Origin of the sequence: Pantoea sp. DY-5 (assembly GCF_019795955.1) — a bacterium.
GTDB classification, from domain to species: domain Bacteria; phylum Pseudomonadota; class Gammaproteobacteria; order Enterobacterales; family Enterobacteriaceae; genus Pantoea; species Pantoea leporis.
Genome location: NZ_JAIMIE010000001.1, coordinates 125,446 through 143,165 on the forward strand (window position 1 = coordinate 125,446; position 17,720 = coordinate 143,165).

Genomic DNA, 17,720 nt, shown 5'->3' on the forward strand with positions numbered 1-17,720 from the left:
AGGGGTAGTGAAAAAGACAAACAGATTTAGCACATGGATATTCGTGGCTATCGTCGGACTGATAGGCGCCATCCTAATCTGGATTGATAATCCAGTTTTGCGTCCCGAAACGCGGGAACATAAACTTTGGTATTCCTTAGCGATAGCAATTCTATGTTTATTGATCCTGCTGAGTGATGATTTCATTAAGCGGTGCTGGTATTGGTTAGTATCCCATGAGTTTTTCCGGCGGCTAAGTTTGGTTGGCACCAAAGAACAGGTTTCCCATGCTGCTCAGTCTGCAAGTTCTGAGCTTCATAAAACCGTCAGCGTCATTCGTCAGGCATTGCGTCATCATTACGGGCACTTCTGGAAACGCAAAGTTCGTATCCTGCTTGTCACCGGAACCATGGCTGATGTTGAACGGCTTACGCCAGGATTGACTCATCAGCTCTGGCAGGAAGATCGCGGCACATTATTACTCTGGGGCGGCGTTCCTGAATCCTCACCCGATGAAAGTTGGCTGACTGCCCTTAAACGTCTGCGTCGTCGTCCGGCGGATGCGATGGTCTGGGTCACCTCTGCCGCTGACCATCTTGCCGACACTTCGGGCGTGCCTGCCTCAGCGTTGCCCTCTGCCGCCATGATGGACGCCACCGCGCACGCGTTATCTGCACGCTACGAGAAGCTGGGCTGGCGACTGCCGCTTTATGTCTGGTCGCTGCATCCGCGCGCCGAAAAGCAGCAGGGCCGCATGACTCAGGCGGTGGGCGTTCAGACACTCACTTCAGGAAAAATAGACAAGTTACTGGCGGAGCTGGCAGCTCACCTCACCTCGCAGGGCATTCAGCAGGCGGCAGGTTCGCCGCAGCATCGTTTCCTGCTGAGCCTGGCAGATCAACTGACGCGTGAACCTGAAACACTCAACGCGCTGATTGTACCACTGCAGAATCCGTATCGACCGCTACCGCTGGCGGGGCTGGTATTCAGTCCGCCTTCTGAAGGTGCAGAGCGCGCGGTGCCCAATCACTGGGGCCGCGATAATCGCTGGGATGCGCTGCCGTCCACATTCACTTCGCTGCCCGCGCACCTGCGTCCGCAGCGTCGCGGCTTTTCCTGGTCGCGCCTGCTGGCATCCGTGGCGTGCCTGGCGGTGATTGCCTGGGGCGCGGGCCTGCTGGTGTCGTTCACCACCAACAGCAGCGTTATCAGCAACGCCCACATGCAGGCGATGCAGGCAGCCGATACCGGACAACCTCCGCAGCAGCGTCTGATGGCGCTTTCTGATCTGCAGAAAACCATGCAGCGCCTGCAACATCGTGCGGAGCACGGTGCGCCCTGGTACAGCCGTCTTGGGCTGAATCAAAACGACGCGCTGCTGGCGGCACTGTGGCCGCGTTACGCGCAGGCGGCGCTGCCGTTGCTGCGCGATGCGGCAGCCACGCATTTGCGTAAGGAGCTGCAGACGGTCGCTGACCTTCCGCCCGACAGCCCGCTGCGTGACACCCTCGCCAAACCGGCTTACGCCCAGCTCAAGCTGTGGCTGATGCTGGTGCGCCCGGAGCGTATGGATTCAGCATGGTTCAGCCAGGCGCTGATGCAGGACTGGGCGCAGCGCGCAGATGTGGCTACAGGTTACTGGCAGGGCACAGCGCCCGGCTTACTGGCGTTTTACGGCGCAGGTCTGGTTGCGCATCCTGAATGGAAACTAAAGGCGGACCCGGAACTGACCGGCCAAGTGCGCGCGCTACTGGTGCGTCAGCTTGGCGTCAGCAACAGCGAATCGCGTCTGTATCAGCAGGTGCTGGCGCAGGTGTCGCGCAACTATGCCGATATGCGCCTTACTGACATGACTGGCGATACCGATGCGGCGCTGCTGTTCAGCACTGATGAAGTGGTACCGGGTATGTTCACCCGTCAGGCATGGGACGACGGCGTGAAACCCGCGATTGAGAAAGTGGCCAATGCCCGCCGCGAGGAGATGGACTGGGTGCTGGGCGACAATCCGCCGACGACCGGGAAAACCTCCTCGGCCGATGTGCTGGAAGCGCAGCTCACCAGCCGCTACTTCGCCGATTACAGCGCGGCCTGGCTGAACTTCCTTAACAGCCTGCGCCTGCAGCCCGCGCCGACGCTGTCGGATGCCATTGACCAGTTGACGCTGATGGCCGACGTGCGTCAGTCGCCGCTGGTGGCGTTGATGAACACGTTGAACGTGCAGGGGCGTACCGGTCAGACCGGCGGGGCGCTCGCCGACTCGCTGGTGAAGTCGGCGCAGAACCTGTTTAGCAAAGATAAGCGCCCGGCAATTGATCAGAATGCCGGGCCGAGCGGTCCGCTGGATGCCACCTTTGGTCCGCTGCTGTCGCTGACCGACGCGCAGGGCAGCTCGTCGTCAATGAATCTGCGCACTTTCCTGACCCGCGTCACGCAGGTGCGCCTGCGTCTGCAGCAGGTCACCAACGCCGCCGATCCGCAGGCGATGACGCAGACGTTGGCGCAGACGGTGTTCCAGGGCAAAACCGTCGATCTGACTGAAACCCGCGACTACGGCAGCCTGATTGCCGCTGGTCTGGGGCAGGAGTGGAGCGGCTTCGGGCAGACGGTATTTGTGCGGCCGATGGAGCAGGCCTGGCAGCAGGTATTAAGCCCGGCGGCTGAAAGCCTCAATGCCCAGTGGCAACAGGCGGTAGTGAGCGAGTGGAACAGCGCCTTTGGTGGCCGCTATCCGTTCAAAAACGTCAGCAGCGAAGTTTCTCTGCCGCTACTGGCGAAGTATCTCAACAGCGATACCGGCCGCATCACCCGCTTCCTGCAAACGCGACTTAACGGCGTGCTGCACCGCGAAGGCACACGCTGGGTGCCGGACAGCATCAACGCGCAGGGGCTGACCTTCAACCCGGCATTCCTCAAAGCGATTAACCAACTTAGCCAGATTTCCGACGTGGTGTTCACCACCGGTGAAGCGGGACTGCACTTTGAGCTGCGTCCCGGCACGGCGGCAGGCGTATCGCAGACGACGCTGACCATCGACAGCCAGAAGCTGGAGTACGTGAACCAGATGCCGGCCTGGAAACGTTTCACCTGGCCCGCGGATACCGAAGCGCCGGGCGCAACGCTGAGCTGGGTCAGCACCGAGGCAGGCACCCGCCTCTATGGCGATATGCCGGGTGGCTGGGGCTTAATCCGCCTGCTGGATAAGGCGCAGGTCACCGCTAATCCAGGCATCAGCAGCAGCTGGCAACTGAGCTGGGCCGTGCCCGACGGTCGCACGCTGAATTACATTCTGCGCACCGAAGCCGGTGATGGCCCGCTGGCGCTACTGCGGCTGCGCAATTTCACGCTGCCATCAGACATATTTCTCCAGAGCGCCACAACTGTCGCGCCGGAAGACCTTAACGTCACGGAGGACGAATAATGCCGCTTAAATCTCTTATCAGCGCCTGTGGTGAAGACGCTGAGACGCTTCGCGCCCAGGCAGAACAGCAAATCGCACTGTGGAATAACTGGCTGCAGCCGGTATCGGCGGACAATCCCGCCGGTGAGGACCCGACCTATCACGACGGTTTTCAGCAGATGCAGGAGGAGGTGAACCGCCTTTCCGGGGCGGACACCGCGCTTATCTGCGAGCTGGCGGAAAACCTACTCACCTCTGTTACGAAAGACATCCGCGTGGCGGCCTGGTACAGCTGGGCACGCCTGCAGCTTGATGGCGAAGCCGGGCTGGCTGATGGCTTGTCATTAATGGCCGGGCTACTGACGCAGTTTGGCAGCAGCCTGCATCCACAACGTGCGCGCAGCCGTGAAGCCGCGCTGCGCTGGCCCGCCGGTTCGCGCATGCTCGACACACTTTCACTTTATCCAGAAGTCACCAAACAGGATGCGTTGCGTATCGCTGGCGCACTGTTGCTGATTGAGGACGCGAGCCTGGAGCACGGCGGTGCCGGGCTGGGCAGTCTGTATGCGGCGCTGGAAAATCGCCTGCTTAAAGCGGGTGGCCCGGATGCGGTGGTGCCACAGGCGGCGGGTGAGGGTGATAAGCATCAAACCAGCGGTCCGGCTGCGCCACAGATGGGGGCGATAGCCTCCGGACGCGAGTTGCTGGATCAGGCGCGCACGCTGTCGAAATACCTGCGTGATCAACCCGGCGGCTGGCTTGCTGCGCACCGTCTGATGAAATCCCTGCGCCACGATACGCTGCTGCAACTGCCGCCGCTTTCCGGCGACGGCAAAAGCCGTATCGAACCGCCTAAGGCAGACCAGCGCGCTCAGCTTAAACGTCTTTGGCTGCAGCAGAGCTGGCAGGAACTGACCGAGCAGGCCGACAGCCTGTTTTCGCGTGGTGGTAACCATTTCTGGCTTGACCTGCAGTGGTACATCCATCAGGCGCTGACGCGCGCCGGCAACACCACGCTTGCCGCCATCGTGCAGGACGATCTCAAAGGACTGTTGTCGCGCCTGAACGGCCTGGAAACGCTGACGTTCAGCGACGGTACGCCGTTTGCCGATGAGGTGACGCTCGGCTGGATACAGCAGCAGGTGATGAACACCGAACCAGTGTGGGGCGAGGGGACGTCAACGTCAGCTGGTGCCAGCAATGAAGATGATATCCTGCAACTGGAAAGCGAAGCCGTAGAGCTGGCCGATCGCGAAGGTATCGAAACGGCGCTGAATTGGCTGCAGCATCGGCCGGGAACTGCTTTACCGCGACAGCAGTGGCTGCTGCGTCTGCTGATGGCGCGCGTCGCTGAGCAGTTCGGTCGTCAGGAAATGGCGCTGCACCTGCTGGGCGCACTGGATAACAGCGCAGATGACATGACGCTCGGCCAGTGGGAACCGTCACTGCTGTTTGAAGTGAAATCGAGGCGGTTAAAACTCCTGCGCGCTCGCGCCGGGCGCAGTGAAGCGGATAAAGCACGAGTGCAGCCGGAAATGGAACAACTGTTAGCTGGGCTGGTTCATATCGATGCGGCACGCGCTGTGGTGTTACTGGGTTAAAAACAAAAGGGATTTAATATGCTGATTTTACGAGCGATTATTGTAATGATGGTTTTTTCATTAACAGGCTGTACTTATTACTTATGGAGCTTAAGTGACACCCGCTCAACAACTGTGCGAGAAATGAATTTCTCTGATCGAATTAGCGGGATGTTTGAGTATAAAAATTTACATCTGACTGAAGGAGATAATGTCACTGGAAAAGACATTATCAGACTTCCAGATGAAGGCGTAGGATTCGTTGGGGACAATAATATCTATTTTGTGACGGTTAACGGTAATGAATTATTGGCATTGAACGATTTGATGAAGAAAGTGCCATTAAGAATGAACAATGATGATAAATTTATCGATATGAATCTTAAAGGCTACTACAGTAAGAACACTAATGCAGAATTCCAACAAACAATGAGCGTTAGAACTCGAAAACCTGTAACTGCATTAACTCAATCACAAAAGAAAGCGCTTGAGGATAAGCGGTTTTCATCAGTGGACGGTTATTTACAGCGTTCAGTGACCGTTGAGGGCATCATTATCAATAAAATGAGGTTAGGTTCATCTTTCCCTCAGACAACATCACTCGATGAAAGCTATCAGGTGCGATTTTATTCATCATATCGTTACGATAAGTTCGACAGTGGCTCGGTAGCCTTAAAACTTGCATTGACACCTGTCACGTTAATTGGGGATGTTGTTTTTATTCCGCTATATCTACTCACTGCAAAGTAGTAATAGGATAGGGATATTCATCAATCTAATAAGAGGGTGAGATGATTAGATGCATCATCAGATGTTACATCGGTGGGTGGCGAAACATATTTAATTATAAAGGATGCGCAAGTCGGAAAGAGTTTTGGGTTTTCATTCTGGTAAGCTTACTAGCTTTGAATTTATATTCAGCAATAACTGGAATGCTGACTCTGACCGGCAGTGGCATAGTTGATGTCTTGTTGTTCCTTTCAATGGGTTTTTCTCTTCAACTATTATTTATATGCATCCTGATCATCCCTGTTATGTCTTTGGGCGTAAGAAGAATGCATGATATTGGTCGGAGTGGCTGGTGGTTTAGTAGCCTGCTACTTAGCAATATTTTTATTATTCCTGTATTCCTTGGTGTTCTGGTCAACAGTATTGCAAATCGCTTTTCATGGGATATCGCACTCTCTATATCGATTTGGGCAAGCCTGGTGTTGAATTTAAGCGTTATTTTTTACCTGACATATCTGTGCTGTAAACCTTCAGTAAGACCATCACCGCTTCCACATTAACGCAATAAAAATAAAATCAGAGCTACGTAATGAAAGATCTCACCCTGCGTTATTACGATACCGAAATGCGCTAGCTGCGTAATACCGCTAAGGAATTTTCCGCCACGCAACCTGATAGCACTACGAAGGACAAAATAGACCGGGCTGGCGCGCCGGATCCGATAGGTGGGTTAACTGTCAGGGATTAAATGATGAACGACCGGTTAGCGGAATGTTACGCCGGGGCCTGGCGTAAAACATTCGATTATAAAAACTGCGCCACGCGCAAGGAATTCTGGTCATTTATTCTGGTCAGCACGCTCCCATCTTTATGCTCAGGCGCCGTGCTTCTTATTGCTCTTATTTGGGTTGATTTATGGGTGGTTATATTTTGTGGAATTGGTCTTGCGACTGTTATGTCATTTTTCAGCGTAATCATTATTTTTCTTTTATGTCGCTGGGAATTCGACGCATGCACGATATTGGCCGCTCAGGTTGGTGGTTTGGCTTCCTGTTTATAGGAAGTATTTTTTTCTTTCCTGTAAGTCTGTTTTTATTATACCTATGCAGTAAGCCTTTGCTCCATCTGCATCCGGTTTATCTCTGAATAAATAATTAGAGCTCTGTGTAAGATTTTTAAGATTCACTATTAAACTTAATTATTAGTATCTTTACGTCATGGAGGACATGATGAATACATCCGGTATTCTACAGAAAGTTTTGTCCGTCTCATTAAATCGCTATTATCTCGATTTACCGGGCAGCACCTTTAGTACTGATGTTGAAGAGATTGAGGGAAAGGAGGAGATGAGCGAACTGTATAGTTACACAGTTCGTTTCACCAGCGATGCTGGCGACATACAGCCTCAGCAGATGCTGCGGAAAAAAGTCTGGTTAAATATGCAAGCTCCCTCAGATGAGCTGAAATCGGTATTGCCTGAAAAAATCGTTAAAGTCATACACGGAGTGATAACTCACTTTCGGCGATTGCAAGGTTCACGCGATCAAGTAAGCTATGAAATTATTATTGAGCCATTTGTTTCACTGCTAGGTAAACAATTCCACAGTCATCGATTTTTCGTCAATAAATCAGTGCCTGAAGTGGTAACGAAAATACTTACTGAACATGGTCTGGAAGCCTGGCAATACCAATTTAGCCTGAAGCAAAGCTATCCAAAGCGCGAACAAATTAATCAGTACCAAGAAAGCGATCTAAAATTTATTCAACGTTTACTGGCTGAAGTAGGAATTTTTTTCTACTTTCGCTTACAGGAGGATGCGCGCACTGAAGTAATCCATTTTGGTGACAGTCAGGTGTCGTTTAATACTGTCAAATCGCTGCCGCTTAACAGCCCTTCAGGTATGGGTGATTGCGGAAAAGATTCGATCTGGGAACTAAATCTTAATCATCAGGTTGTGGAAGCTAGCGTATCCGCTAAAGATTATAACCATCGTGAGGCGCAATATATTTTACGGTCTGCGGAAGCGGATATGACACGGGGCGATGGCGATGAAACTAATTATGGCAAGGTTTATCATTATCGACCTCGCCATCCGCAATCTGGTGACAAGTACACACCAGCTGCAGAAACCGCAAACTTCTATGCACGTTTGGATCATGAACGCTTCCTCGCTAGCCGAACATCCATTACAGGAATAAGCACCGATCCCTCTCTGGCTGCTGGGCAAACGCTGATAATAACCGACAATAGTGTTCCTTCAACCTTGCCAGAGTTGCTGCATAACCCACTGGTAATTATAAAGTTGAAGTTCGTTGCCAGTCGGGAATCAGCTATGCGAGTGACGATTGGCGCCGTGCCATACAGTGAAACAATTTGCTGGCGTCCAGCAATGCTTGTACGCCCTAAAGTCAGCGGCACTATGACAGCGCGAATCACTAGCGCAAAAGATAATGATATCTACGCCTGGCAGGACGCTTCAGGTCTTTATCGTGTGGTGTTTGATGCGGATGAAGAGAGCAAAGATCGCGGGCAGGAGAGCATGCCAGTGCGACTCGCCAAACCTTATGGCGGCGATATGTATGGCTTCCACTTCCCACTGATTCAGGGAACGGAAGTAGCGATAGCCTTCCGCGAAGGTGATCCTGACCAGCCTTATATTGCTCACGCGCTTCATGATTCGCGCCATGTCGATCACGTCACCGAAAAGAACAGCACACGCAACGTTATCCGCACCGCAGGTTCAAACAAACTGCGCATTGAAGATAAGCGCGGTGAAGAGCACGTCAAACTCAGCACCGAGTATGGTGGTAAATCACAGCTAAGCCTGGGGCACCTGGTTGATTCCTCGAGAGCCAAACGCGGTGAAGGTTTTGAACTGCGCACGGACAAGTGGGGCGGGATTCGTGCTGGAAGCGGTATTTTTATAAGTGCAGATAAGCAACCTGGCGCTGGTGCAGAAGTGCTTGAGATGCAGGATGCACTTAACCGCTTGCACAATGCAGGCAATCAAATGCAGCAGTTAGCTGATGATGGAAAAGCCGCAGGCGCAGAACCTGCGCAAGTGGAAACTCAACTTAATTTCATGCGCGAAGAGTTAGAACAGCTCAAGCAAGCAGTCGCACTGCTTAGTGCGCCGCAGGGAATCGCGTTAACCAGCGGTAAACATTTACAGCTTGCAGCGGCAAAGAACTTAATCGCCACCGCAGAGGCAGACGCTGATGTTGGCATCGTCAAACGCATGTTTATCGGTGTGGGCGAGGGACTGAATATATTTGTGCGCAGAATGGGTATCAAGCTATTAGCAAATCAGGGGCCGGTTTCGATTCAGGCGCAGAACGATCAATTGCAATTGCTTGCAAGGCAAGGACTGGAAATTACCAGCACCGAAGATGAAATTCATATCATTGCTAAAAAGAAAATCGTGCTGAATGCCGGGGGAAGCTACATCACGCTGGACCCGTGCAAAATTGAGTTGGGCACCGATGGTGACTTTGCGGTGAAATCAGCAGATTTCGCCTATAGCGGACCGGCAAGTATGACGGCGGAACATCCTGAATATCCCGAAATCCAATCCACCGCTAAGCAATTATTGAATCTCAAAGTACCAATGTCACCTGATGCAGAAGCCGGAAGCTGGGCTGGCATGCCGTATACGTTGTACGCCGATGGAGCAGCGATAAAACAGGGCGTGCTGGATAACACCGGCAATTTACCGATTGAACATCAAACCGTGACGAAATCTTATCGCTTGGTAATGGCAAACGGTGTTAGCTACCAGATTCCCATCGCCGCCACTTATCGCAATCCAGAGCAAGGTGTTCTAGCGAATCGCGGCATTCATCATCATCGCTCGCAAACTGAGGGCGAAATTAATGCTCCTGTTTCGCACACTGAGCACCGTTCGCTCTATGCCGCATTACTTGATGGTATTAATGACAGGGAAGAAGACGCATGAGTCAGTCAGATATCGTTTCACCTATTGCAACTGATATAACCCAGCAATGTGTGATTACACCCCCGTGGTTTGTACAGGGCAGCGAATATCAACCTTTGCCGGCGACCTATTTTCCGCTGATTAATGGTGAGGAAGCATTTGGTGCAGTGCATCATGCCATCGAAAATGCGCGCAAATCAGTGGATATTATTTGCTGGGGTTTTCAGCCTTCGATGTATTTTGTGCGTGATGGTCAAGCCCCATGTATTGGGCAACTATTAGAAGATCTTGCCCAGAAGCGTGGCATTGAAGTGAGGATCCTGGGTTGGGAAATGCCGTTTAATACCGCTGGATTAGGTGGTGAAGCTAATTTGCCGGGTAAATTTATTACTGGAGTTAAAAATAGAGCGGGTCAAACCTCGACTAATGATCAATTTTCTTTTGATCAGGATTGGTTTGAAAAATATGCGCTTGCTAACACCATTAAAGAGATATCGCGTGGAATAGGAACTACACCAAAAAAACTGCAGCAGTTCCCACAATTTGTCAGCCGTGGCTTTAATGTAGATGAGCGTGCGGAAATTGCTTATCAGACTAAGTTCAATAGCCTTGATAAAAATCTGAGCAATATGAGCACTGCTACTATGGCAGCAAGTGTTACACACCATCAAAAAACAGTGTTAGTGGATTATGAACTGCCGGAGAGAGCGGTTGGTTTTGTAATGGGTCACAACATGCTGGATGAATACTGGGACACAGACGCGCATTCAGCTGCTAATCGAGGTGAGAATAGACTCCCACCGAATAAAGGTGCGACTGGTGCTCTGCCACGTCAGGACATTTCCAGCCGGGTAACCGGACCAATACTAGAGCATTTGCATCATAATTTCGCGACTGCATGGAAGAGAGAAACCGGTCAGGATCTCTTGTTGCAGCGTCATGCCAGTGAAGTGGCTAAAAAAATGAAGCCGCAAAGATCGCTTGGTGCTCCATTAATGGCACAATTGCTGCGCACTCAGGCGCAGGAAGGTAAACGAGATATTGAGAAACTCTATTTGCAGGCAACAAACAATGCAACGCAGTTTATCTATATTGAGAACCAATATTTCCGCTGGCCTCCACTGGCAGAATTGATCAAGAAAGTCGCAGCAGATCAGACTCGTGAAGGACGCGATCCAGGAAAACACGGATCACTATATCTTTTTGTTACAACCAATGTGAGTGAGCAGGGAATTGGGCCTGGCAAAGTGAATACGCAACGTATGCTCGAGAGTTTGGGGCGTGCTGATACTATACCTGGAATTACCAAATTAAGACGTAAAGAGATGTTGTGGAATGAAATGCCAACTCCACCATCTATTGATGCAACCTACGCTGATAAATTAAAATATATTCAGGGTCGAGATAAGAAAAAAGCTGAAATCAGAGCAAAAGAAAAGGAAGTTGATAATAGTGTGGTTGTTCCAGTAGAACATCCCGGGTTAAAAATTCATGTCTGCTCTTTAGTTGCTCCTGACTCTGATCCAAATGATTGGATGCCAGTATATATTCACTCTAAGTTAATGATCATCAATGATGTATTTACCACGCATGGGTCGGCCAATATCAATACTCGAAGCATGCAGGTTGATAGTGAAATGAATATTGCTCATTGTAATACATCAGTAACAAAGGTGATGCGGAAGAGATTGTGGAATTTGCATACTAATAATTTAGGTGGGCAGGATGATGCACGGGAAGCATACATAGAATGGGATAGATTAATTCAAAGTAATAAGGTTTTTGAAGGTGAACATCATCCTCCAGAAGTTTCTGTTATTGAGTTTTACTATGCTGAAACAAAGTTAACCGATTTGGATTAATCATGAAAAATATTTTGTGTTTTATTTTACTGCTTATTGCCTGCGATCAGAGCAGGGGATATGCTTCATTGATAGGTAAAGGCACCATGGATTCATTGTTAAATTTAAATTATAAAAAAGAGTTTGTTTGCAGCCGGCAAAAAATGATTGAGTCATCGCCTGATGCAGAGGTTATATTTAACTATGCGCGTTGGATGCAAAAAAATAATCAACTTAAACAAGATGAGAACGTGTACTCTCAAGTAGAACGCCTTTATCGTATTGCTTCAGAGAATGGTAATGCTAAAGCTAACATAAACTTACAAAATGGTTCACTTAGAGGGTATTTTTATTTAAAAGATGATGAGCGTTTGCGTATGAGTCAGGAGTTAATTAATCATGGCATTGGTGCTGGGTATTATTTTGTTGCGATCTATCTTCAGCATGGTGTTGCAGGTTTACAGAAAGACCAAGAGATGGCTTTACGTTATATGCGTAAAGCTGCTGATGAAGGAAATCCACAAGCGCAGGCTTATGTTGGTGATAAATTAGCACCAAAAGATATTGCTCCTGAGATTGGTTTACAACTCCGCCGTTGTGCAGCAGAGCAAGGAGAAGGAAGGTCTGCGCTTTCCTTAGGGATTTACTATCAATTAAACAAGCAATTTGAGGCTGCCATTGAAGCATTCCAATTAGGCGTTTCTGCAGGTGATGCAGCATCTGCAAGCTTCCTAAAACATGGTTTTGACGGTCCGACAATATCAGAAAAAATTAATTATTTAGGGCAACAAAAAGATACTGAACGTACTAAAAGATATGAAATTATAAGTACAATTCTGAATGATTATTCTTATGCAAACCCTTCCATTCCAGAAATAGATGAAATTGTGCCACTTCCACCCGCACCGTTACCCGCCTGGGATGGAAAGTTGAAATGGCTGGAAGAACGAGAAGCCAATATTCCACCTGAAAAGCCCAGTGAAGCACTGATTCACCAAATGGCACGAGATAAACAGCTCGATCCTGCTACCGGCAAACCATTACCAGAGTCACCACATTTTGTTCGTGATGATTCCATCAAGCTATCATGCCGTAATGGTGAGGTGTGTCCCGTGAGTGGATATTGGGAAATGGAATGGTGGGATTACAACAGCCTAAATACTCAGAGGATAGTGCGCTTTAATCAGGGGGATATTCTGCCAGCTGACAGAGTACGGCGCGTTGTCACTCGTCCCTGGCCATTTGAGGACAAAATTGTGATTGAAGAGAAAATGATGGCGTGGCGTTTAATCGCTGAAGCTTAAGGTGTTCTTTTAAAAGTTCTGATGTTACCTAAATTTGACGTCCGAAGTTTGGCGGCATGCCATAAACGTTACATTTTAATTCTTCAGTAATAAAGAGGGTCATGCTGGCAAATCGCGGCATTCATCATCATCACTCGCAACCTGCAGAAGAAATTAATGCTCCGGATTCGCACACCGGGCACCGTTCGCTCTATGCCGCATTACTTGATGGTATTAATGACAGGGAAAAAGACGCATGAGTCAGTCATATATCGTTTCACCTATTGCAACTGATATGACCCAGCAATGTGTGATTACACCGCCGTGGTTTGTACAGGGCAGCGAATATCACCCTTTGCCAGCAACATATTATCCATTGATTAATGGTGAGGAAGCATTTGGTGCGGTGCATCATGCCATCGAAAATGCGCGTAAATCAGTGGATATTATTTGCTGGGGTTTCCAGCCTTCGATGTATTTTGTGCGTGATGGCAAAGCACCCTGTATTGGGCAATTATTGATTGATATTGCTGAAAAGCGTGGCGTTGAAGTAAGAATACTGGCCTGGGAAATGCCGTTTAATACTGCCGGATTTGGTGATGAAGCAAATTTACCTGGAAAGTTTTTGCCGATTGTAAGAAACCGCGCAGGTCAGACTTCTACCGATACACAATTTGATTATGACTGCTGGTGGTTTAAAACCTCTGCGCGCTTTAATACCATGAAGGAGATGGTCCGGGGAAAAGAAAGCACGCTTGAGAAACTTTATCCTTTTCCACATTTTGTTTGCCGTGGTTTTAATGCGAGGGATCGTGCTGAAATTGCATACCAGGCAAAATTTAAGGCTCTTGATAAAAACCTGAGTAACTCAACGATTGCTACTATGGCAGGAACTGTCACACATCATCAAAAAACCGTATTAGTGGATTATGAACTGCCCGAGAGGGCCGTGGGTTTTGTGATGGGACATAACATGCTGGATGAGTACTGGGATACTGATGCACACTCAGCCAGGAATCGGGGTGCTCATGCACCCGAACCGAATAAAGGTGCGACCGGTGCTCTGCCACGGCAGGATATTTCAAGCCGGGTAACCGGGCCAGTCCTGGAACATTTACACCATAATTTCGCGACTGCCTGGCAGAAAGAAACCGGGCAGAATCTTCTGTGGCAGCGTAATGCCAGTGAGGCTGCTAAAAACATGCGGCCGCAAAAATCACTTGGCACGCCGATTATGGCGCAATTGCTGCGCACCCAGGCGCAGGCAGGTAAGCGCGATATTGAGAAACTCTATTTACAGGCAACAAATAACGCCACACAGTTTATCTATATTGAAAACCAGTATTTCCGCTGGCCACCACTGGCAGAATTGATTAAGAAAGTCGCTGCGGATCAAACTCGAGGAGGGCGCGATCCGGGTAAACACGGCTCGCTTTATGTTTTTGTTACCACTAATGTGACTGATGGCGGTATTGGAGCAGGTACAGTAAACACGCAACGTATGCTGGAGAGTTTAGGCCGGGCAGATACCATTCCAGGTATTACCAAATTAAGACGTAAAGAGGCGCTGTGGAATGAAATGCCAAGTCCGCCATCGATTGATGCCTCACTTGATGAAAAAATAAAATATATTAAGGAAAGGAAGGATAAAGAGGCGGAAGTCAAAGCGAAAATGCAGGAAATAGACAATAGTGCCGTTGTCCCCGTAGAGCATCCGGGATTAAAAATCCACGTCTGTTCGCTGGTGGCACCTGATTCAGAGGGAAATAACTGGATGCCAGTTTATATTCATTCAAAACTGATGATTATCAATGATGTTTTTACCACCCATGGTTCAGCCAATATCAACACACGAAGTATGCAGGTCGATAGTGAAATGAATATTGCGCATTGTAATGCACCAGTAACCAAGAAGATGAGGAAGCGATTATGGAATCTGCATACGAATAATTTGGGTGGGCAGGATGATCCTGAAATTGCATTTGATTATTGGAATGATTTGATAAAAAAGAATCAGGCGTTAAAAGATTCAGGTAGTTCACCTAAAGCTTCGGTTGTTCCTTTTATGTATTCAAAAAACAAATTAAGTGATCTAGATTAAATATGAGATTTTTAATATTTTTAGCCCTTTTTCTTGTTGCATGCGATCAAAAAAATATCAGTTTATCAACAAAGAGTGACGCAATGAATCCATTGAATGCAATAAAGATTAAGTTAGACTTTTCTTGTAAATATCAAAGAGTTAACAATGGGAGTGATAACTCTTATTTACTATTTAGTTACGGTCGCTGGTTGCAAAAAAATAATCAGCTCAAACAGGATTTAAATACTAATGCCGAAATAGAACGCTTATACCGTATCGCAGCGGAACATGAAAATGCAAAAGCTATTATCAATTTATTAAATGGATCGTTGAGAGGTTATTTCATCCTAAATAATGAAGAGAAATTGAGTTTCAGTCAGACGTTAATTGACGAAGGGATTGGTGCTGGATATTATTTTATAGCTCTATATTTACATAATGAAGCAGCTGGTCTTAAGCAAGACTATGAAATGGGATTACGCTACATGCGTAAAGCCGCAGATGAAGGCAGCCCACAGGCCCAGGCTTACGTGGCTAATATACTTGCACCATTAAATATGGCACCAAGTGTTAGTCGAAAGTTGCGTCGTTGTGCTGCTGAGCAGGGAGAGGGAGATGCAGCAAACGCTTTGGGGATCAACTACCAGATAAGCAATGAGTTTCATAATGCAATTGAAATGTTTCAATTAGGAGTGGCCGCAGGAGATTCGAGTTCGGCTAGTTATTTATCTGGTGGTTTTAATGGGGCTGATAAAAACAATGATCTTTATTATTTAGGACTAAAGGAAGATAAAGAACGATCTCGACGTTATCATGATATTAAGAAAATTTTATCCCGTTACTCGTATGCTAATCCCAAAGTTCCAGAAATAAACGAAATAGTTCCATTGCCACCCGCACCGTTACCAGCCTGGGATGGAAAGTTGAAATGGCTGGAAGAAAGAGAAGCCAATATTCCACCTGAAAAGCCCAGTGAAGCACTGATTAACCAAATGGCGCGGGATAAACAGCTCGATCCTGCTACCGGCAAACCATTACCAGAGTCACCACATTTTGTTCGTGATGATTCCATCAAGCTATCATGCCGTAATGGTGAGGTGTGTCCCGTGAGTGGATATTGGGAAATGGAATGGTGGGATTACAACAGCCTAAATACCCAGAGAATAGTGCGCTTTAATCAGGGGGATATTCTGCCAGCTGACAGAGTACGGCGCGTAGTCACTCGTCCCTGGCCATTCGAGGACAAAATTGTGATTGAACAGAAAATGATGGCGTGGCGTTTAATTGCTGAGGTTTAAATATTATGGTTTGTTTTATTTAAATGTATTGCCGCCAAAAAATGTTGGCGTTTTCTCAGTTTAAAGGAGTGATTTAATGAAAGGAATTATCCGATTAGGCGATAGCCATGCTGGTGGCGGCACGGTGTTGGAAGGTTCAACCACAATGAAATTTTCTGGTATCGGCGCAGCACGTAAGGGGGATGCGGTTATTTGTCCTATTATTGGTCACGGTAAGAATTTCATTGCTGAGGGCCATGCTACGTTTAAAGATAATGGTGTGCCAGTGGCATTTCAGGGGCATCGGTGTGCGTGTGATTGTGAATTAATCTCCAGCCTGACACAAGCTGTGGCAGAGTAATTATGGCAATCAACCTCAGGCAGGTACCTACTGCGCTCAAACAACCTGAATTACCAAGATTGTGGATCTGGCTATTATTACTCGCTCTGTTTTTGGTATCTGGCACCGCTTATCAAATGTCAGTAAATTTGGAAAATAAAGCCATCGATGCTGAAGCCTTTTGGGAAAAAGCATTAGTGATTCCAGCCGCTATTTGGTTCACGCTGTTAGTCCTTCGAATGGTTTATTATTCCGGAGATGTTGCAACAGTTGATAAACTGAATGCTAAAAGAGAAAAGGCTATTCAGCAACAAGTGCAATTGGGTCAGCGCTACCTCAACATCTTAGACGTCAGCCTTCATACTGCATTGCGTTTTCCTGATGATCAGGATGGTAAAAAACAATGGCAGGCGATCCAACAAAAACAGCAGGCTCTGAAAACCCAGCCTTCATGGCAAAGCGAACGCGGTATTAGACATAGCCGGTTAAATGCCACGGCTGAACAATCGCCGGAGCAAATACTTAACCAAGCAATGACCGCAACAATTAATCAATTGAGTAAGACGTTAGCATCGTTTCCATCTGATTTACCGCTGCATCTACTACTGGAAAATCACATCGGCATACCGGATATCAATTTTCAAAAAATGTGGCAGCAACATTTTAACGATGCTCATATCCAGCAAGCGATTGAATGGCTGCATGGTTCTGGACTTCAAGCTATTGATGAGTGGCTTGATCATTGCAGCAATAAATCCTCATTGCTTTTAGTATTAGCCGTCAATTTTGCCCCTGTACAGCTGGAAGGATCGGCTGAATCGCTAGTTTATTTACTGCTGGCAAATCCGGGTTTGCCAGATTCGCCCAAACCGCTAGCGCAATTGCATCGACCTGAACAGGCTTACAGTGTGACTGAGGAGGATCTGAACTATGCGGTGCAACATGCTGCGCTGTGGGGAGATGCCACGACTGAACAAATCAAAAGCGGATGGTTGGTTGGCATACATTCTTCATGGCAGCAGAGGGTAGCAATGGCTCTTAAAGCGCTATCGTTACCGCTCAATATTGGACAGGATCTGCACGACATTAACAGCACGTTGGGTTATCCGGGGCCTGCTGCATGCTGGCTTACTATCGCTTGTGCCAGTTCCTCCTTAAATGAAGGCCCACAGATTATGCTGAGTGGAACGGGATTAGAAACCGAGCAATTGTGGGCCACGCTGATCGTGCCAGCTAAAGACCAAAACTCTAATACTTAACGCAACAACTCATGGCT

The 17,720-nt window shown here is 48.3% G+C and carries 14 protein-coding genes; all 14 read left to right on the forward strand.

The features are described 5' to 3' along the window. Positions 1–7 precede the first annotated feature (7 nt). The 14 genes from K5Y30_RS00610 to K5Y30_RS00670 all read left to right on the forward strand — a co-directional run bounded on the left by K5Y30_RS00610 (position 8) and on the right by K5Y30_RS00670 (position 17,703). Positions 8–3,397, forward strand: coding sequence for an ImcF-related family protein (locus K5Y30_RS00610; protein ID WP_222210265.1), 3,390 nt, complete (start codon positions 8–10; stop codon positions 3,395–3,397). Continuing rightward, the gene (gene tssA / locus K5Y30_RS00615; protein ID WP_255606547.1) at positions 3,397–4,977 is read left to right on the forward strand and encodes a type VI secretion system protein TssA; all 1,581 of its coding nucleotides are present in this window, start codon (positions 3,397–3,399) and stop codon (positions 4,975–4,977) included. Before K5Y30_RS00610 ends, tssA begins: the two co-directional genes overlap by 1 nt. Before the next feature lie 18 nt (positions 4,978–4,995). After that, a complete protein-coding gene (locus K5Y30_RS00620) occupies positions 4,996–5,706 on the forward strand; it encodes a hypothetical protein (RefSeq protein ID WP_222210266.1) in 711 nt (236 codons plus the stop codon). Between the two features lie 41 nt (positions 5,707–5,747). Next, complete coding sequence (locus tag K5Y30_RS00625; RefSeq protein ID WP_222210267.1) at positions 5,748–6,245, forward strand: DUF805 domain-containing protein; 498 nt, start codon at positions 5,748–5,750, stop codon at positions 6,243–6,245. A gap of 188 nt (positions 6,246–6,433) precedes the next feature. Continuing rightward, on the forward strand, positions 6,434–6,745 hold the full coding sequence (locus K5Y30_RS24790; protein ID WP_225614411.1) for a hypothetical protein: 312 nt from the start codon (positions 6,434–6,436) through the stop codon (positions 6,743–6,745). Then, a complete protein-coding gene (locus tag K5Y30_RS24795) occupies positions 6,697–6,831 on the forward strand; it encodes a hypothetical protein (protein WP_255606576.1) in 135 nt (44 codons plus the stop codon). Before K5Y30_RS24790 ends, K5Y30_RS24795 begins: the two co-directional genes overlap by 49 nt. Before the next feature lie 80 nt (positions 6,832–6,911). After that, the gene (locus tag K5Y30_RS00635; RefSeq protein ID WP_255606548.1) at positions 6,912–9,641 is read left to right on the forward strand and encodes a type VI secretion system Vgr family protein; all 2,730 of its coding nucleotides are present in this window, start codon (positions 6,912–6,914) and stop codon (positions 9,639–9,641) included. After that, complete coding sequence (locus K5Y30_RS00640; RefSeq protein WP_222182698.1) at positions 9,638–11,482, forward strand: phosphatidylserine/phosphatidylglycerophosphate/cardiolipin synthase family protein; 1,845 nt, start codon at positions 9,638–9,640, stop codon at positions 11,480–11,482. The genes K5Y30_RS00635 and K5Y30_RS00640 overlap by 4 nt, the downstream gene beginning before the upstream one ends. A gap of 2 nt (positions 11,483–11,484) precedes the next feature. Then, on the forward strand, positions 11,485–12,765 hold the full coding sequence (locus K5Y30_RS00645) for a sel1 repeat family protein (protein ID WP_222182696.1): 1,281 nt from the start codon (positions 11,485–11,487) through the stop codon (positions 12,763–12,765). 101 nt (positions 12,766–12,866) lie between these two features. Next, a complete protein-coding gene (locus K5Y30_RS00650) occupies positions 12,867–13,004 on the forward strand; it encodes a hypothetical protein (RefSeq protein ID WP_192411639.1) in 138 nt (45 codons plus the stop codon). Beyond that, positions 13,001–14,845, forward strand: coding sequence for a phosphatidylserine/phosphatidylglycerophosphate/cardiolipin synthase family protein (locus K5Y30_RS00655; protein WP_222210269.1), 1,845 nt, complete (start codon positions 13,001–13,003; stop codon positions 14,843–14,845). The genes K5Y30_RS00650 and K5Y30_RS00655 overlap by 4 nt, the downstream gene beginning before the upstream one ends. An 83-nt stretch (positions 14,846–14,928) precedes the next feature. Then, positions 14,929–16,125 (forward strand): sel1 repeat family protein, encoded by a 1,197-nt coding sequence (locus tag K5Y30_RS00660; protein ID WP_255602442.1) that lies wholly within the window; start codon positions 14,929–14,931, stop codon positions 16,123–16,125. Between the two features lie 76 nt (positions 16,126–16,201). After that, on the forward strand, positions 16,202–16,465 hold the full coding sequence (locus K5Y30_RS00665) for a PAAR domain-containing protein (protein ID WP_222210270.1): 264 nt from the start codon (positions 16,202–16,204) through the stop codon (positions 16,463–16,465). Between the two features lie 2 nt (positions 16,466–16,467). Beyond that, positions 16,468–17,703 (forward strand): hypothetical protein, encoded by a 1,236-nt coding sequence (locus K5Y30_RS00670; protein ID WP_222210271.1) that lies wholly within the window; start codon positions 16,468–16,470, stop codon positions 17,701–17,703. Positions 17,704–17,720 lie beyond the last annotated feature (17 nt).

What these genes read in the sequence shown, in the direction of transcription:
- K5Y30_RS00670 (WP_222210271.1), top strand. Translation starts at nt 16,468, where the DNA reads ATGGCAATCAACCTCAGGCAGGTACCTACTGCGCTCAAACAACCTGAA.
- K5Y30_RS00645 (WP_222182696.1), top strand. Translation starts at nt 11,485, where the DNA reads ATGAAAAATATTTTGTGTTTTATTTTACTGCTTATTGCCTGCGATCAG.
- K5Y30_RS00660 (WP_255602442.1), top strand. Translation starts at nt 14,929, where the DNA reads ATGAATCCATTGAATGCAATAAAGATTAAGTTAGACTTTTCTTGTAAA.
- K5Y30_RS00635 (WP_255606548.1), top strand. Translation starts at nt 6,912, where the DNA reads ATGATGAATACATCCGGTATTCTACAGAAAGTTTTGTCCGTCTCATTA.
- K5Y30_RS00625 (WP_222210267.1), top strand. Translation starts at nt 5,748, where the DNA reads ATGATTAGATGCATCATCAGATGTTACATCGGTGGGTGGCGAAACATA.
- K5Y30_RS00655 (WP_222210269.1), top strand. Translation starts at nt 13,001, where the DNA reads ATGAGTCAGTCATATATCGTTTCACCTATTGCAACTGATATGACCCAG.
- K5Y30_RS00665 (WP_222210270.1), top strand. Translation starts at nt 16,202, where the DNA reads ATGAAAGGAATTATCCGATTAGGCGATAGCCATGCTGGTGGCGGCACG.
- K5Y30_RS00650 (WP_192411639.1), top strand. Translation starts at nt 12,867, where the DNA reads ATGCTGGCAAATCGCGGCATTCATCATCATCACTCGCAACCTGCAGAA.
- tssA (WP_255606547.1), top strand. Translation starts at nt 3,397, where the DNA reads ATGCCGCTTAAATCTCTTATCAGCGCCTGTGGTGAAGACGCTGAGACG.
- K5Y30_RS00620 (WP_222210266.1), top strand. Translation starts at nt 4,996, where the DNA reads ATGCTGATTTTACGAGCGATTATTGTAATGATGGTTTTTTCATTAACA.
- K5Y30_RS24790 (WP_225614411.1), top strand. Translation starts at nt 6,434, where the DNA reads ATGATGAACGACCGGTTAGCGGAATGTTACGCCGGGGCCTGGCGTAAA.
- K5Y30_RS00640 (WP_222182698.1), top strand. Translation starts at nt 9,638, where the DNA reads ATGAGTCAGTCAGATATCGTTTCACCTATTGCAACTGATATAACCCAG.
- K5Y30_RS24795 (WP_255606576.1), top strand. Translation starts at nt 6,697, where the DNA reads ATGCACGATATTGGCCGCTCAGGTTGGTGGTTTGGCTTCCTGTTTATA.